General features: G+C 46.3%; 18 protein-coding genes. 14 read left to right on the top strand and 4 right to left on the bottom strand.

Annotation, left to right across the window (positions count from 1 at the left end; genetic code table 11):
* Nucleotides 1–71: 71 nt before the first annotated feature.
* Both OQJ86_RS21405 and OQJ86_RS21400 read right to left on the bottom strand, forming a co-directional pair.
* Entirely contained in the window at nucleotides 72–551 is a 480-nt protein-coding gene (locus OQJ86_RS21405) for a TIGR02444 family protein (protein ID WP_038871985.1), read from the bottom strand.
* Nucleotides 548–2,467 (bottom strand): ABC transporter ATP-binding protein, encoded by a 1,920-nt coding sequence (locus OQJ86_RS21400; RefSeq protein WP_038871983.1) that lies wholly within the window; start codon nucleotides 2,465–2,467, stop codon nucleotides 548–550. Before OQJ86_RS21400 ends, OQJ86_RS21405 begins: the two co-directional genes overlap by 4 nt.
* Before the next feature lie 177 nt (nucleotides 2,468–2,644).
* Between OQJ86_RS21400 and kefG the strand changes: the two genes are divergently transcribed.
* The 5 genes from kefG (at nucleotide 2,645) to OQJ86_RS21375 (ending at nucleotide 6,986) form a co-directional block, all read left to right on the top strand.
* On the top strand, nucleotides 2,645–3,232 hold the full coding sequence (gene kefG, locus OQJ86_RS21395; protein WP_038877278.1) for a glutathione-regulated potassium-efflux system ancillary protein KefG: 588 nt from the start codon (nucleotides 2,645–2,647) through the stop codon (nucleotides 3,230–3,232).
* The gene (gene kefB / locus OQJ86_RS21390; RefSeq protein WP_265990703.1) at nucleotides 3,216–5,012 is read left to right on the top strand and encodes a glutathione-regulated potassium-efflux system protein KefB; all 1,797 of its coding nucleotides are present in this window, start codon (nucleotides 3,216–3,218) and stop codon (nucleotides 5,010–5,012) included. The genes kefG and kefB overlap by 17 nt, the downstream gene beginning before the upstream one ends.
* A gap of 35 nt (nucleotides 5,013–5,047) precedes the next feature.
* The gene (locus tag OQJ86_RS21385; RefSeq protein WP_010443959.1) at nucleotides 5,048–5,248 is read left to right on the top strand and encodes a YheV family putative zinc ribbon protein; all 201 of its coding nucleotides are present in this window, start codon (nucleotides 5,048–5,050) and stop codon (nucleotides 5,246–5,248) included.
* A gap of 88 nt (nucleotides 5,249–5,336) precedes the next feature.
* A complete protein-coding gene (gene slyD / locus OQJ86_RS21380; RefSeq protein ID WP_038871977.1) occupies nucleotides 5,337–5,912 on the top strand; it encodes a peptidylprolyl isomerase in 576 nt (191 codons plus the stop codon).
* A gap of 132 nt (nucleotides 5,913–6,044) precedes the next feature.
* Nucleotides 6,045–6,986, top strand: coding sequence for an isoaspartyl peptidase/L-asparaginase family protein (locus OQJ86_RS21375; protein WP_265990698.1), 942 nt, complete (start codon nucleotides 6,045–6,047; stop codon nucleotides 6,984–6,986).
* Nucleotides 6,987–7,066: 80 nt separating this feature from the next.
* On the opposite strand, the gene OQJ86_RS21370 is transcribed toward OQJ86_RS21375, so the two are convergent.
* On the bottom strand, nucleotides 7,067–7,294 hold the full coding sequence (locus OQJ86_RS21370; RefSeq protein WP_005438375.1) for a SlyX family protein: 228 nt from the start codon (nucleotides 7,292–7,294) through the stop codon (nucleotides 7,067–7,069).
* On the bottom strand, nucleotides 7,291–8,277 hold the full coding sequence (locus tag OQJ86_RS21365) for a WD40 repeat domain-containing protein (protein ID WP_042603121.1): 987 nt from the start codon (nucleotides 8,275–8,277) through the stop codon (nucleotides 7,291–7,293). The genes OQJ86_RS21370 and OQJ86_RS21365 overlap by 4 nt, the downstream gene beginning before the upstream one ends.
* Nucleotides 8,278–8,405: 128 nt before the next feature.
* Between OQJ86_RS21365 and fkpA the strand changes: the two genes are divergently transcribed.
* The 9 genes from fkpA to OQJ86_RS21320 all read left to right on the top strand — a co-directional run.
* Entirely contained in the window at nucleotides 8,406–9,188 is a 783-nt protein-coding gene (gene fkpA, locus OQJ86_RS21360; protein WP_038871973.1) for an FKBP-type peptidyl-prolyl cis-trans isomerase, read from the top strand.
* A 144-nt stretch (nucleotides 9,189–9,332) separates the two neighbouring features.
* The gene (locus OQJ86_RS21355) at nucleotides 9,333–10,049 is read left to right on the top strand and encodes a helix-turn-helix transcriptional regulator (RefSeq protein WP_038871970.1); all 717 of its coding nucleotides are present in this window, start codon (nucleotides 9,333–9,335) and stop codon (nucleotides 10,047–10,049) included.
* 2 nt (nucleotides 10,050–10,051) lie between these two features.
* Nucleotides 10,052–10,447 carry a sulfurtransferase complex subunit TusD gene (gene tusD, locus OQJ86_RS21350; RefSeq protein ID WP_038877279.1) on the top strand — a complete coding sequence of 132 codons (396 nt, stop codon included), beginning with the start codon at nucleotides 10,052–10,054 and terminating at the stop codon, nucleotides 10,445–10,447.
* Complete coding sequence (tusC, locus tag OQJ86_RS21345; RefSeq protein WP_038871964.1) at nucleotides 10,444–10,800, top strand: sulfurtransferase complex subunit TusC; 357 nt, start codon at nucleotides 10,444–10,446, stop codon at nucleotides 10,798–10,800. The genes tusD and tusC overlap by 4 nt, the downstream gene beginning before the upstream one ends.
* 7 nt (nucleotides 10,801–10,807) lie before the next feature.
* Entirely contained in the window at nucleotides 10,808–11,083 is a 276-nt protein-coding gene (tusB, locus tag OQJ86_RS21340) for a sulfurtransferase complex subunit TusB (RefSeq protein WP_038877285.1), read from the top strand.
* 178 nt (nucleotides 11,084–11,261) lie between these two features.
* Entirely contained in the window at nucleotides 11,262–11,636 is a 375-nt protein-coding gene (gene rpsL, locus OQJ86_RS21335; protein ID WP_004399892.1) for a 30S ribosomal protein S12, read from the top strand.
* Between the two features lie 100 nt (nucleotides 11,637–11,736).
* Nucleotides 11,737–12,207 (top strand): 30S ribosomal protein S7, encoded by a 471-nt coding sequence (rpsG, locus tag OQJ86_RS21330; protein WP_005438390.1) that lies wholly within the window; start codon nucleotides 11,737–11,739, stop codon nucleotides 12,205–12,207.
* Nucleotides 12,208–12,344: 137 nt separating this feature from the next.
* Nucleotides 12,345–14,444, top strand: a complete 2,100-nt coding sequence (gene fusA / locus OQJ86_RS21325) for an elongation factor G (protein WP_265990567.1) — start codon at nucleotides 12,345–12,347, stop codon at nucleotides 14,442–14,444.
* 152 nt (nucleotides 14,445–14,596) lie between these two features.
* A partial coding sequence (locus OQJ86_RS21320; protein ID WP_033006737.1) for a GTP-binding protein occupies nucleotides 14,597–14,886 on the top strand: 290 nt, incomplete at its 3' end.

The raw sequence follows: 14,886 nt of genomic DNA, 5'->3' as shown, positions 1-14,886 counted from the left end.
GTTCGCTGAAGAACTTATTAATATAATCCTTTATAGCTTTAGTATAGATATTTTACTGGTTTATGACTGATTTATGGATGCTGAATTTTTGGAACTGGAAGGGAAAACGCTTGTTGAAGGTGCTCACCACCGAGCTGCCGACAATATCTTAGCGTTAATGGATCGCCATCGTTACTGACTAATTTTAATGAGTTGACGCAGTCAACGAGGTCGGATTGTTGCTGTTTTTCTAACTGCAGTTCGAACTGTAGTGCTTCGCGATAAAGGGCATCGTTGACTTGCGATTTTAGATGGCGACGTAACTCACGGTAGGAGTGCAGAAGGGTTTCGCTTCGACCAAGGCAACCTTGGACTAAATGCCAGTCCTGTTCTTGGAAAATGACTTGCTGCTCATCGAGCCATCTGAGCAGCAGTAGTAGATTCACATTGCCGTGATAGTTATTTTGCAACGACAAGCACGCTTCCTTCACTTCTCGCACACCATAAAATTGCAGACTGAACTGCCAAAGGTGTTCTAGGGTGAGAGTGTATTCTGCGTGCTCTTTTGTCATTGATTAAACTCTAGCTCCATCTGCTCTAACGTTTCTTGAGCAGACATCCATTCCATCTCTACGTCTTCAAGCTCAGATTTACTCGACGCTTGAAGTGCCAATACTTCATTAAGTTTAGCCTTGTTTTCTGCTTCATACAGAGAGTTATCCGATAATTGCTCTTCTGCTGATGCCAATGCTTCGCCTAACTTATCCATTTTATTTTCTAACTGTGTCAGGGTTTTGCGAATTGGCGCTGTCTGTTTACGAAATTCTGCGTCACGTCGCTTCTGCTCTTTTTTTGCCGCAGCGCTGTTGTTGTTGTCTTTCTCTGGTTGTGCCGCTTGTGCTTCTTTACGCTCGGCTCTTTGTTGCTCTGTTAGCCACTTGTAGTAGTCATTGAGGTCACCATCAAATGGTGCGACTTGGCGGTCATGTACCAGATACAAGTCGTCCGTTGTTGCGCGCAGCAAGTAACGGTCGTGCGAAACAATGACCATCGCACCTTCAAAGGTTTGCAGTGCCATGGTCAATGCTTGGCGCATGTCCAAATCTAGGTGGTTGGTTGGTTCATCGAGTAGCAATAGGTTGGGTTTTTGCCACACAACTAATGCCAATACTAAACGCGCTTTTTCACCTCCAGAGAACGGTGCGACTTTTTCCAGTGCTTTATCACCTTGGAAGCCAAAGCTACCTAAGTAATCACGCAGTTGTTGTTCAGTTTGGTCTGGTGCAATCTGCATCATGTGTTGTAGCGGCGTTTCTTCTGGGTGCAGTGTTTCTAGTTGGTGCTGTGCGAAGTAACCGATCTTCACGCCTTGTGAGTATGTGAGATCGCCGCCTTGCGCTTTTAGCTCACCAGACAACAGTTTGATCAAGGTTGATTTACCTGCGCCGTTACGACCAAGTAGACCAATACGACTGCCTGGGACCAGATTCAAGCGGATCTTTTCTAAGATCAGGTTGTCACCGTAACCTGCCGATACCTCATCCATCATCATGATTGGGTTTGGCAAAGCCGCTGGCTCGCGGAATTGAAAGTTAAACGGGTTATCGAACTGTGCTGGCAGCACTTTTTCCATACGTTCTAGAGCCTTGATGCGGCTTTGGGCTTGGCGGGCTTTAGATGCTTTGTAACGGAAGCGGTCGATGTAGCTTTGCATGTGCGACATCTGTTTCTGTTGCTTCTCGAACATGGCTTGTTGCAAAACCATTTTTTGCGCGCGCTGATTTTCAAACGACGAGTAGTTGCCTGTGTATTCGTTTAGCTGCTGGTTTTCGATGTGAATAATACGACCAACAATTGGATCTAAAAAGTCACGGTCGTGCGAGATAAGAACCAATGTGCCTGGATAGTTTTGTAACCAACGTTCCAGCCACATTACTGCATCTAAGTCCAAGTGGTTGGTTGGTTCGTCAAGTAACAGTAGGTCTGAACGACACAATAGCGCTTGAGCCAAGTTGAGGCGCATACGCCAACCACCTGAGAACTGAGTCAGATTCCAGCTCATTTGTTCTTGGCTAAAGCCCAGACCGTCAAGCAGTTCGGCAGCACGCGCACGAATACTGTAACCACCAATGGTTTCAATTTTTCCGTGGATCTCTGCAACCAACGTACCGTTGTCTTTTTCTTCGGCAATCATCAGTTGTTGCTCAAGGCCGCGAAACTCTCGATCACCATCAATGACGTATTCAATTGCGCTGCGGTCTAGTGCGGGAGTTTCCTGCGCTACCCATGCCAATTCCCAATGTTGCGGCTGACTGAATGAGCCAGCGTCAATCGACAATTCGTCTTTCAGGAGTGCGAATAGAGTCGATTTACCGCAACCGTTTTTACCAACCAGACCCACTTTGTCGCCAGGGTGAATGGTTGCAGAAGCTTGGTCTAAAAGAGGTTTACCGCCACGCAGTAACTGAATATCTGAAAAGGTAATCATAGGGCTTTAGTTCACTTTGCGCAGCGCGCGTTTCTTCGTCATTTATCTCGCGGTGAATAGTAGGGCTATTGGCGGGAAAAGTCGATCTCTGACCTTTAATTGCATTATGCTATACAAAAAAGTATAACAAACTGATAACGATAATTTTCCCTGAGAAATTAAAACAAGGACGACCATTTGGCTGTTGCAGCGTCTTATCCCCCAAGAGTTCTGGTGATTTATGCTCACCCTGAGCCGCAAAACTCCATTGCTAATCAAGTGATGATAAAAAAAATTCAATCACTTGATCACGTCACTGTGCATGATCTTTATGGTGCGTATCCTGATTTCTTTATTGATGTGAATTACGAACACGACCTGTTGATGACGCACGATGTGATCGTTTTTCATCATCCCCTCTATATGTATTCTTGCCCTGCGCTACTAAAAGAGTGGTTAGATCGCGTGTTAGGTAAAGGGTTTGCGTTTGGTGATGGCTGTGCACTTGAAGGTAAATATTGGCGTAGTGTTATCACCACGGGAGGCAAAGAAGATGCCTTTAGCCCACTTGGGTATAACAAATATCCATTAGAACAGATCTTACAACCTTTCGAGTTAACCGCTGCTCTTTGTCAAATGCACTGGATGGAACCTCTGGTGTTGTACTGGTCACGTAATGTCTCGGATATTGAGCGTTATCAGCATGCGGAACAATATCGTCAATGGCTGAACAACCCTTTGAATGAGTGGGGAGTACAAGGAGGTCATCATGGCGATAACCAGTGAGTTTCTTCAAAGCAGCGTGGTATTCCTTTCTGCTGCTGTCGTAGCAGTGCCGATTGCTCAGCGACTTGGTTTGGGCTCCGTGCTTGGCTACCTGATTGCTGGTGTTTTAATTGGTCCTTGGGGACTGGGTTTGATCAGCGATGTGGATGCGATTCTCCACTTTGCTGAACTTGGGGTGGTGTTGCTGCTGTTCTTAATTGGTTTGGAGTTAAACCCCAAAAAACTATGGCAAATGCGTGGACCAATACTTGGACTTGGGGGGGCTCAAGTCATTGTGACGACTGCCGTGATTGGCAGCATCGTCAGCCTGTTTGGTTTGAGCATGCAAGTGAGCTTAGTGATCGGCATGGGATTAGCACTCTCATCCACCGCGATTGCACTAAAAGTGATAGAAGAGCAAGGACAAGCCGGAACGGAAACCGGACAATCGGGCTTTGCGGTACTGTTATTCCAAGATATTGCTGTAATCCCAATGCTTGCCATGTTGCCATTACTCGCTGGTGGCACCAGTGGCGGTGATTGGCTGGATGCCTTGTGGGTGTTAGCCTCGGTGATCGGTTTATTGATAGGTGGTCACTTTTTACTGCGCCCTTTATTTCGTTTTGTCGTGATGAGTGGTGTACGTGAACTTTTCACCGTTGCTGCTCTTCTAGTGGTACTTGGCATTTCTGTCGCTATGCAAAAGCTGGGGCTGTCGATGGCACTCGGTACTTTCTTAGCGGGCGTACTGCTGGCGGAAAGTGAATATCGTCATGAGCTGGAAATCGCAATAGAACCTTTTAAAGGTCTGCTACTTGGTTTGTTCTTTATCGCTGTTGGTATGGCGGTGAACCTAGGGTTATTAGCATTGCAACCGTGGGCAATATTAGGTTCTGTGGTTGCTTTGGTCACCGTTAAAGGCTTGGTGCTCTACGTTCTGGCGCGTACCGCCCGAGTTCGCGCAAAGTCGCGTAGTCGTATGGCGGCGATTTTGAGCCAAGGTGGTGAGTTTGCGTTTGTGATTTTCACCGCGGCAAGCCAAGAAGGGATCTTAACCAAAGAGCAAGTTTCCTTCTTATTGGTTGTGGTGAGTTTGTCGATGGTGACGACGCCGCTGTTGCTCATGGGGCAAAAGAAGTGGTTTGCTCACACGCTCAATCAAGAAGAAGAGAGCGTGACGACCAATGTGGTGGATCGTCGACCGCGCGTGATCATCGCAGGTTTTGGTCGTTTTGGTCAGATTGTTGGGCGCTTGATGTATGCCAACAAGATCAAAGTCACGGTGCTAGAAAGTGACGCGAGCCAAATCCACTTGCTGCGTAAATACGGCTATAAGGTGTTTTACGGTGATGCGACTCAGATTGATTTGTTACGTGCCGCAGGTGCGGATAAAGCTGAAGCCTTAGTGATCTGTACGGATTCACCTGACGAAGTGATGGCGATTGTCGACATTTGTCGTGAGTACTTCCCGAATTTGAAGGTCCTTGCGCGTGCACGTAGCCGTGTGGAAGCTTATCAGTTAATGAATCACGGTGTGCAAAACTACTCGCGTGAAACCTTTTTGGGCGCATTAGATCTAGGTCGCCAAGCGCTCGTAGAACTAGGCATGCATCCGTATCAAGCAAAGCGGGCAGAAGCACATTTTCGTAAACTAGATAATGCTATGCTCAAAGACTTATTGCCTCAACATAATGAGGATAAAGAACTTGCTCAACGCTCGAAAGAGGCACGCAAAGAACTAGAAGAAATCTTCGGTCGCGAAATGGAAAGCGATCAACAGTCGCCAAATCATTGGAAGTAGTACCCGCACGGTATTAAGCGGGAAAAGGAACAAAAGTGAAAGCCAAGAAACGTTTTATCGCGGGTGCAAGCTGCCCGCAGTGTAGCCAGCAAGATACGTTACGCTGGTGGATTGAGAACAATATCGAGTTAGTTGAATGTGTAGATTGTGATTACACCGAGCAGCGTAAACCGCAATCTGTAGAAAAAAATAAACACTCAGAACAAGAAATGATCGGGATTTTTAAGCCTGAGTAATTGAACTTCGTTAATTGATCCCCATAATACTACCATCTCGGTACTTAACCCCATTTTGGTTAAGTCAGTTAATCTCCCTGGAGTTAGTATGAAAATTGAAAAGAACGTTGTTGCAAGCCTTGCATACAAAGTAATGATGGAAGACGGTGTTGTTGTTGATCAATCAACAGCTGACGCGCCTCTTGATTACCTACACGGTCACAACAACCTAATCACTGGCCTTGAGAAAGAGCTAGAAGGTAAAGTGGCTGGCGACAAGTTTTCAGTAACAGTAGCTCCTGAAGATGCTTACGGCGATCACAACGACGCTCTAGTACAGCGCGTTCCTGCTGACGTATTCCAAGGCGTTGAGCAAATCGAAGTTGGCATGCGTTTCCTAGCAGACACTGACCAAGGTCCAATCCCTGTAGAAGTGACTGAAGTAGATGGCGACGAAGTTGTTGTAGACGGCAACCACATGCTAGCTGGCCAAACACTAACTTTCGAAGTTGAAGTTATGGCTACTCGTGAAGCAACAGCTGAAGAGATCGAACACGGTCACATCCACCAAGGTGGCGGTTGTTGTGGCGGTCACGACCATGACCACGAAGGCGGCTGCTGCGGTGGCGAAGAAAAAGCTGACGACCACGAATGCTGTGGCGGCGGCGGTTGCGGTTCTCACTAATCGCACGCTCTTCCTCTAGATAGCATTATCTAGAACAAGCTTTGAAAAGCGCAAGTTGAGGTTTCAACTTGCGCTTTTTGTTTATCTGGGGTGTAGTGCAAATCATACAAGGAATAACAGTTGGACAAAGCGATGACGAAACCTTTCTCGATTGCCATTCACGGTGGTGCAGGTACCATTTTGCGGGCACAGATGAGCGATGAACTGCAACAATCCATTTTGACGGATTTAGAAGCTGCGGTGAAAGCGGGTCATCAAATCTTAACAAAAGGTGGTGAAGCCTTAGATGCGGTCGTTGCTGCGGTAAAAGTGCTAGAAGACTCCCCTAATTTCAATGCAGGCAAAGGCTCGGTTCTTACTCATACTGAAATGGTAGAAATGGACGCCTCTGTAATGGATGGTAGAAACCAAGCGGCAGGTGCTGTTGCCGGTGTTCGTCATATTAAGAATCCCATTGAGCTCGCTCGTGATGTAATGAAAAACAGCAACCATGTGCTGTTAGTTGGCGAGGGCGCTGAGAAATTTGCTTTCGAACAAGGCCACGAGTACACCGAGCAAGATTACTTCTTCACTGATCGTCGCTATGAACAACTGATTTCTATGCGCGAGAAAGGCTTGTTTGCTCTTTCCGAGTCCCGTTACCCAGATGACCGTAAACACGGTACGGTTGGTGCAGTTGCATTGGACCAACAAGGCAACTTAGCGGCAGCAACCAGCACTGGCGGTGTGACCAACAAGAAATACGGTCGCGTGGGAGATTCCGCTCTGATTGGGTGCGGCACGGTGGCAGAGAATGGTGTTGTTGCGGTTTCCACTACAGGTGTCGGCGAGTTTTTTATCCGTAAACGAGTGGCGGAAGATGTCGCAGCGCGCATGCGTTATTTGCAAGAAAACGTCCACACGGCTTGTGAACATATCATCCAAGGTGAACTTAAAGAGATGGGCGGAGAGGGCGGTCTAATTGCCATAGATGCACAAGGTGAGTTGCACTTTGCGATGAACAGTTCTGGTATGTATCGAGCAGGGATCAACACTCAAGGTGAGTTGAGCGTAAACATTTACTTTGACGAGTAGCGATTCGTTTTCTCAAAGACAACAAAGCCCAGATAAGAGTCTGGGCTTTGTGTTATTTACTGCACTAGGATTCGGATGAATCAGTAGTGCGGTGGTGGTGTTTCTTCTGATGGATCGGCCAAATTCGACGAATCCATATTCTTCACTTTACCTACCACGTATTTCATCTGATCGAGCATCTTGGTGATTTGCAGTTGCTGCTGTGACAAGGCACCGTTCAGATCTTCAATCGTCTGTTCTTGGAACGCAAGCTGACACTCTAAGTCATTAATGCGAGCTTCCAATTGCTGAATAAGTTTTTCTGTCATGATCCGTTCTCTAGCTGCCAAGCTTGGGCAATGCCCGCAGAAGTGGCAGTAATTATACGTTGTTTGGAATCAAAGGCTGCATCATACACGACCGCACGAGGAGGGCGAGTATCTTTTTTCGGCTCGACTTCAAATCTATCCACTCGTTTACCTGTGTGAGTATCCCAAACCATCACGCGTCCTGAAGGCGTTCCTGTAACTAATAAGCTGCCATCGTCTGAGAATCTAGCCGTGGAGAATATCAACTGACGAGACCAACTGCTTAGCTGTGTCACTTCTTCTCCAGTTTCTAAGTCCCAGATGATGGCTTGATTACCGCCATCGGACGTCATGGCCAGTTTCCCATCACGTTGAAGCGCGACTCTTACCACGCGTTGCTCGTGTTCAAAGCTGCGCAGTACTTGGCCTGTTTCGGTATCCCATAAATAAGCTTTGTAATCATTTCCACCCGTTAGAGCGAAACGCCCGTTGGGCGAGATAGCGACAGAATTGACTTTTTCTTGGTGTGCAAGGAACTCTAGCCTACGACCAGTGACTAAGTTGACGTGAATCGCTTTACCGTTGGACAGGCCAAGCAACACTTGTTCTCCGTTACTGGTGATATCAACGTCTCGAATTAGCGCGTCATCGATAGACCAAAGTCCTTCGGCTTGAGTCCATCCGAGATCCCATACTGCGAAGTTCATTTGGCTTGCAGTGACGGCATAGCGGCCATTGTCCGAAATGCGAATATGGGAGACCACATTCGCAGCTTGATCGAGTTCACCCAGCTTTGCGAGTTGTTTGTTTTGCTCCAAATCCCAAAGAACCAACTGGTGCTCTTTGGAGTACAGCAGTGCAAATCGGCCATCTCGACTGAGCGCAAAGCTGGTGGAACCTTGTGGTTCGAGTGACCAACGTTGAACGTCATGATCGGTAAAAAAGCATCCATTTAACGTGGTGATGACAATTAAATATAGGAATAAATGAGAAATTCTTTGCATCACATCTAATAATCCGGTTTGTGTCTTAAGACATATAGCTAGTATATTGGTATAACGATTGTCTTCACTAGTCTCATCGAAGATTTGTGCACAACAACCAGTGGCTAAGCCATTATTGGGAGAATTTAATGAAATCAGTTTTAAAAGTGTCGCTACTTGCTGCAACAGTAATGCTAGCGGTAGGTTGTCAAAAAGAAGAAACAAAACCAGAAGCAGCACCTCAAGCAGAACAAGTTCAAGCAGAAACTGGTAAAGCAGTTCACTTTAAAACCGACGATGACAAAGCGGCGTACGCGATCGGTGTTTCATTTGCTAACTACCTGAGCACGAGTATCGATAAGCCAAGCGAAATCGGTATCGACCTAAACAAAGACCTAGTTCTTAAAGGTATCGAAGACGTATTCAAAGACAAAGCTGCGCTAAACGAGGAAGAAACTCGTGCTGCTCTAGAGTCTCTAGATAAGCGTGTTGCTGAGAAGATGCAAAAGCAAGCCGCTGAAAAAGCGGCTGAAGCGAAGAAAGCAGGTGATGACTTCCGTGCTGAGTTCGAAAAGCAAGAAGGCGTAGTTAAGACAGATTCTGGCCTACTTTACCAAGTAATCACGCCTGCTGAAGGTGAGAAGCCAAAAGACACTGATACGGTTCAAGTACACTACAAAGGTACTCTGATCGACGGTACTCAGTTCGACAGTTCTTACGATCGTGGTGAGCCAGCAACGTTCCCACTAAACCGCGTTATCCCTGGTTGGACTGAAGGTGTTCAGCTAATGCCTGTAGGCTCTAAGTTCAAATTTGTTATCCCGCCAGAGCTAGCATACGGTGATCAAGACACACCAAGCATCCCAGCTAACTCAACGCTTGTATTCGAAGTTGAACTACTAAAAGTTGAGAACGATCAAGCTGCTAAGTAATAACAGACAGCGATAACTCGATGAAAAAAGGCCCGTTTTACGGGCCTTTTTTGTTCTAGGTCACTAGTTGATGAGTTTGCTAGGTTGCCTTTCAAATTTTCTGATAAACTTACACCAATTTGTTGATTTTTCGCTCGAAGGCTTATGACAACTACAGAAACAATAAATGCGGAGATGTTGCTCGAAATGGAATCTGTCAACGTGATGCCATTTTCTGAGCACGATAAAATCATCTTGAGATCTTACGAAGCGGTCGTGGACGGCATCGCCAGTTTGATTGGTCCCTTTTGTGAGATCGTTCTTCACTCTCTTGAAGATCTCAATACCTCTGCAATCAAAATCGCCAATGGTGAAAACACTGGCCGTCAGGTCGGTTCTCCGATTACCGACTTAGCGTTAAAGATGTTGAAAGACATTGAAGGCTCTGAACGTAACTTCTCACGTTCGTACTTCACCCGTGCAAAAGGTGGTGTACTCATGAAGTCGATCACCGTTGCTATTCGCAATGGTGAAAACCGAGTGATTGGCCTGCTTTGTATTAATGTCAACCTTGATGCGCCGTTCTCTCAAGTGCTGCAATCTTTTATGCCGACACAAGAAGCAAAAGAGGCGGCGTCTTCAGTAAACTTCGCCAGCGATGTTGAAGAACTTGTCGATCAAACCGTTGAGCGCACGATTGAAGAAATCAATGCAGACAAATCGGTATCGAACAATACGAAAAACCGTCAGATCGTCATGGAATTGTACGATAAAGGTATCTTCGACATTAAAGACGCCATCAACCGCGTTGCCGATCGTCTAAACATTTCTAAGCATACGGTTTACCTTTATATTCGTCAGCGTAAAACTGAGGACGAATAAGCGTGAGTGGATTAACTTACACGCTAGTGGTGAACGGTCCGGTTTACGGCAGCCAATCGGCACGCAGTGCATACCAATTTGCTAAAGCAGTCATTGAACAAGAACACACTCTAGTGAGTGTGTTCTTTTATCAAGACGGCGTCACCAATGGTACAGCTCTGAGCGTGCCCGCCAATGATGAGTTTGACCTAGCTAAAGCATGGCAATCACTCGCACAGCAACACGATGTTCGTTTGGAAACGTGTGTGGCAGCGGCTTTACGTCGCGGTATCATCAGCGAAGATGAAGCCAATCAACATGGTCTTGAGCAGAACAACCTAGCGACAGGGTTCGAACAAGCTGGTTTGGGCAGCTTAGCCGAAGCTATGTTAACGCAAGATAGAGTGGTGCAGTTTTGAGTCAGTTAACTTACCTATTTCGTAGCGCACCTCATGGTAGTAATGCGGGGCGTGAAGGTGTGGATGCGCTGCTAGCGGCGTCGGCGTACTGTGAAGACATCACCGTCTTATTTGTTGGTGATGGTGTCTACCAGTTACTGCTTGGACAGGAGCCAAATGGCATCTTAAGCAAAGACTACGCACCAATGCTAAAGCTGTTCGACTTGTACGATATTGAGCAAGTGTTTGTTTGTGCTGATTCGCTTGCCGAGCGTGGCTTGGCTCAAGCCGATTTAGTCATTGATGCCGAGTCTCTAAATACCGAGCAACTCAAAGCTAAACTGCAACAAGCTAGCAAACTGCTGTCATTCTGAGGAAGCCATGTTACATATCATCAAATCCGTAGCAGCATTAGACGATGCAATGGCACTGTACAGTGAGCAAGATGATGTCTTGCTGATTGAAGAGGCGGTTTATGCCGCTAACCCTCAACATAAAGCATTTGCAAAGGTAAAAGGCCCCGCTGTGTTTGCTTTACAGAGTGATATCGAAGCTCGCGGAATCACCAATCGTATAAGCCCGTCTATTACCGTTATAAACTATTCAGGTTTTGTCGAACTCACGACAAAACAGGCGAAATCTCTGACTTGGGATTAGCCCTTTATTCCTGTCGATTGAGCTTTACGGACGAATTACCCTAATTGAACAAAAAAGATCCGTATATTTCTTGACACACCTCTCACTGCTGCATAGAATTTTGCGTCCCTAACTGCCAAGAGTCGTTAGGGATAGATTTTTCACAAAGCTTACTTTCAAGTAAATCAGGAGCTAGTTAATGGCAACTATTAACCAGTTGGTACGTAAGCCACGTGCAAAGCAAGTTGTTAAAAGCAACGTGCCTGCACTAGAAGCGTGCCCACAAAAACGTGGTGTATGTACTCGTGTTTACACAACTACACCTAAAAAACCTAACTCAGCACTTCGTAAAGTTTGTCGTGTACGTCTGACAAACGGCTTCGAAGTTACATCGTACATCGGCGGTGAAGGTCACAACCTTCAAGAGCACAGTGTTGTACTAATCCGTGGCGGTCGTGTAAAAGACCTTCCGGGTGTACGTTACCACACTGTTCGCGGTGCACTTGACTGTGCTGGCGTTAACGACCGTAAACAAGGTCGTTCTAAGTACGGTGTGAAGCGTCCTAAGTCTTAATGGATTCCGTTAAGTAAGGCCAAACACTAAATTATTTTTAATTTTTTGAAAAAACTGAAAAGTTTTGGATAAAACCTGAAGAAGACAACGGAGAAAATCCATGCCACGTCGTCGCGTCATTGGTCAGCGTAAGATCCTTCCAGATCCAAAGTTCAAATCTGAACTGCTGGCAAAATTCGTTAACATCCTAATGGTTGACGGTAAAAAATCTACTGCAGAGAAAATTGTTTACACTGCACTAGATTCTATGGCTGAAAAGTCTGGTAAAGACCACTTAGCTATTTTTGAAGAAGCTCTTGAAAATGTTCGCCCAGCGGTAGAAGTTAAATCTCGCCGTGTAGGTGGTTCAACTTACCAAGTACCTGTAGAAGTTCGTCCGGTTCGCCGTAACGCACTTGCTATGCGTTGGTTGGTTGAAGCTGCGCGTAAGCGTGGTGAAAAATCTATGGCTCAACGCCTAGCTGCTGAAATGCTAGACGCGTCTGAGAACAAAGGTACTGCGGTTAAGAAACGTGAAGACGTTCACCGCATGGCTGACGCAAACAAAGCGTTCGCACATTACCGTTGGTAATACCTTTTCAGTGCTGCAAGGTTCCTTGCAGCACTTCTTTAGTTCCTATGCCTATGCTAGGAACTATTGCTATATCTAGGGGATAGCATTTTTAGCTATAGCAATAGTCCCTATCTCTAAGTTAAGAGGATTCAATCGTGGCTCGCAAAACTCCTATTGAGCGCTACCGTAATATCGGTATCTGTGCTCACGTAGATGCTGGTAAAACAACCACTACTGAACGTATTTTGTTCTACACTGGTCTGTCTCATAAAATCGGTGAAGTTCACGATGGCGCAGCAACCATGGACTGGATGGAGCAGGAGCAGGAACGTGGTATCACTATCACTTCAGCTGCAACTACTACTTTCTGGCGTGGTATGGAAGCACAATTCCAAGAGCACCGCGTAAATATCATTGATACCCCTGGACACGTTGACTTTACTATCGAAGTAGAACGCTCTTTGCGTGTACTTGATGGTGCAGTAGTTGTGTTCTGTGGCTCATCTGGTGTTGAACCTCAATCTGAAACTGTATGGCGTCAAGCTGACAAGTACCACGTTCCACGCATGGTGTTTGTAAACAAGATGGACCGTGCAGGCGCAGACTTCCTACGTGTTGTGGACCAAATCAAAAACCGTCTTGGTGCGAACCCTGTTCCAATCCAACTGAACGTTGGTGCAGAAGAAGGCTTCCGTGGTGTTATCGACCTAATCAAGATGAAGATGATCAACTGGAGTGAAGCCGACCAAGGCATGTCGTTCACATACGACGAAATTCCAGCAGATATGCAAGAGCTTGCTGAAGAGTGGCGCAACAACTTGGTTGAAGCGGCAGCGGAAGCAACTGAAGAGCTAATGGACAAGTACCTTGAAGAAGGTGAGCTGACTGAAGCTGAGATCAAACAAGCTCTACGTACTCGTACACTAAACAATGAAATCGTACTGGCTACTTGTGGTAGTGCGTTTAAAAACAAAGGTGTTCAAGCAGTACTAGATGCAGTGATTGAATTCTTGCCATCGCCAATCGACGTACCTGCAATTAAAGGTATCGACGAAAAAGAGAACGAAGTTGAACGTCACGCAGACGATAACGAACCGTTCTCAGCTCTAGCATTCAAGATCGCGACTGACCCATTTGTGGGGACGCTAACTTTCATGCGTGTTTACTCCGGTGTTGTGAACTCAGGTGATGCTGTTTACAACTCAGTAAAAGAGAAGAAAGAGCGTTTTGGTCGTATCGTTCAGATGCATGCAAACAAGCGTGAAGAAGTAAAAGAAGTTCGCGCTGGTGATATCGCAGCTGCTATCGGTCTGAAAGACGTGACAACAGGTGACACGCTATGTGATCAGAACCGCAAAGTGATTCTGGAACGCATGGAATTCCCTGAGCCAGTAATTCAGATCGCAGTAGAACCTCGTTCTAAAGCAGACCAAGAGAAAATGGGTGTCGCGCTAGGTAAACTGGCTGCGGAAGATCCATCATTCCGCGTGGAAACGGACGACGAAACAGGTCAGACTCTGATCTCTGGTATGGGTGAACTTCACCTAGATATCATCGTTGATCGTATGAAGCGTGAATTCAGCGTTGACTGTAACGTTGGTAAACCTCAGGTTGCTTACCGTGAAACCATTCGTGGTTCTGCGGAAGTGGAAGGCAAATTCGTTCGTCAATCTGGCGGTCGCGGTCAATACGGTCACGTATGGATCAAACTTGAGCCTTCAGAACCTGGTGAAGGTTTCGTATTCGTAGACGAGATCGTGGGTGGTGTGGTTCCTAAGGAATACATCAGCTCGGTATCGAAAGGTATCGAAGAGCAAATGAATAGCGGTGTTCTAGCGGGTTACCCTGTTCTAGACATTAAAGCTACACTATTCGACGGCTCTTACCACGATGTTGACTCAAGCGAGATGGCGTTCAAGATCGCTGGCTCGATGGCATTCAAGAAAGGTTCATTAGAAGCACAGCCAGTGATTCTAGAGCCAATGATGAATGTCGAAGTAACTACTCCGGAAGACTGGATGGGTGACGTTGTTGGTGACCTAAACCGTCGTCGCGGTATGATCGAAGGTATGGATGAAGGTGTGGCTGGTCTTAAGATCATCCGTGCTCAAGTTCCTCTATCTGAGATGTTTGGTTACGCAACGGACCTACGTTCTGCAACTCAAGGCCGTGCTTCTTACTCTATGGAGTTTAATGAGTACGCTGAAGTGCCGAAGACCTTTGCAGAAGCCATCATGGCTGAGCGTGGTTACTAATTGACGATTGAACCACAAAAAGTTTACGACTTTTTGCTAGATCAAGCCGTCGAAATATTGCGCTAACGGACGTTGGCGCATAAAATAACAATTTCTGGCGCGTCGGGATCAATAATGATCACGGCGAATCATAACTAGGAAGGAACACGATTGTGTCTAAAGAAAAATTTGAACGTGTAAAACCGCACGTAAACGTTGGTACTATCGGCCACGTTGACCACGGTAAAACAACTCTAACTGCAGCTATCTGTACAACACTTGCTAAAGTATACGGCGGTGCTGCTCGTGACTTCGCATCTATCGATAACGCTCCAGAAGAGCGTGAGCGCGGTATCACAATCGCTACTTCTCACGTAGAGTACGACACTCCAACTCGTCACTACGCACACGTAGACTGTCCAGGACACGCGGATTATGTTAAAAACATGATCACTGGTGCTGC

This window comes from Vibrio sp. Sgm 5 (assembly GCF_026241575.1).
Lineage (GTDB): Bacteria > Pseudomonadota > Gammaproteobacteria > Enterobacterales > Vibrionaceae > Vibrio > Vibrio jasicida.
This window is presented reverse-complemented; position numbering and strand designations above follow the sequence as displayed.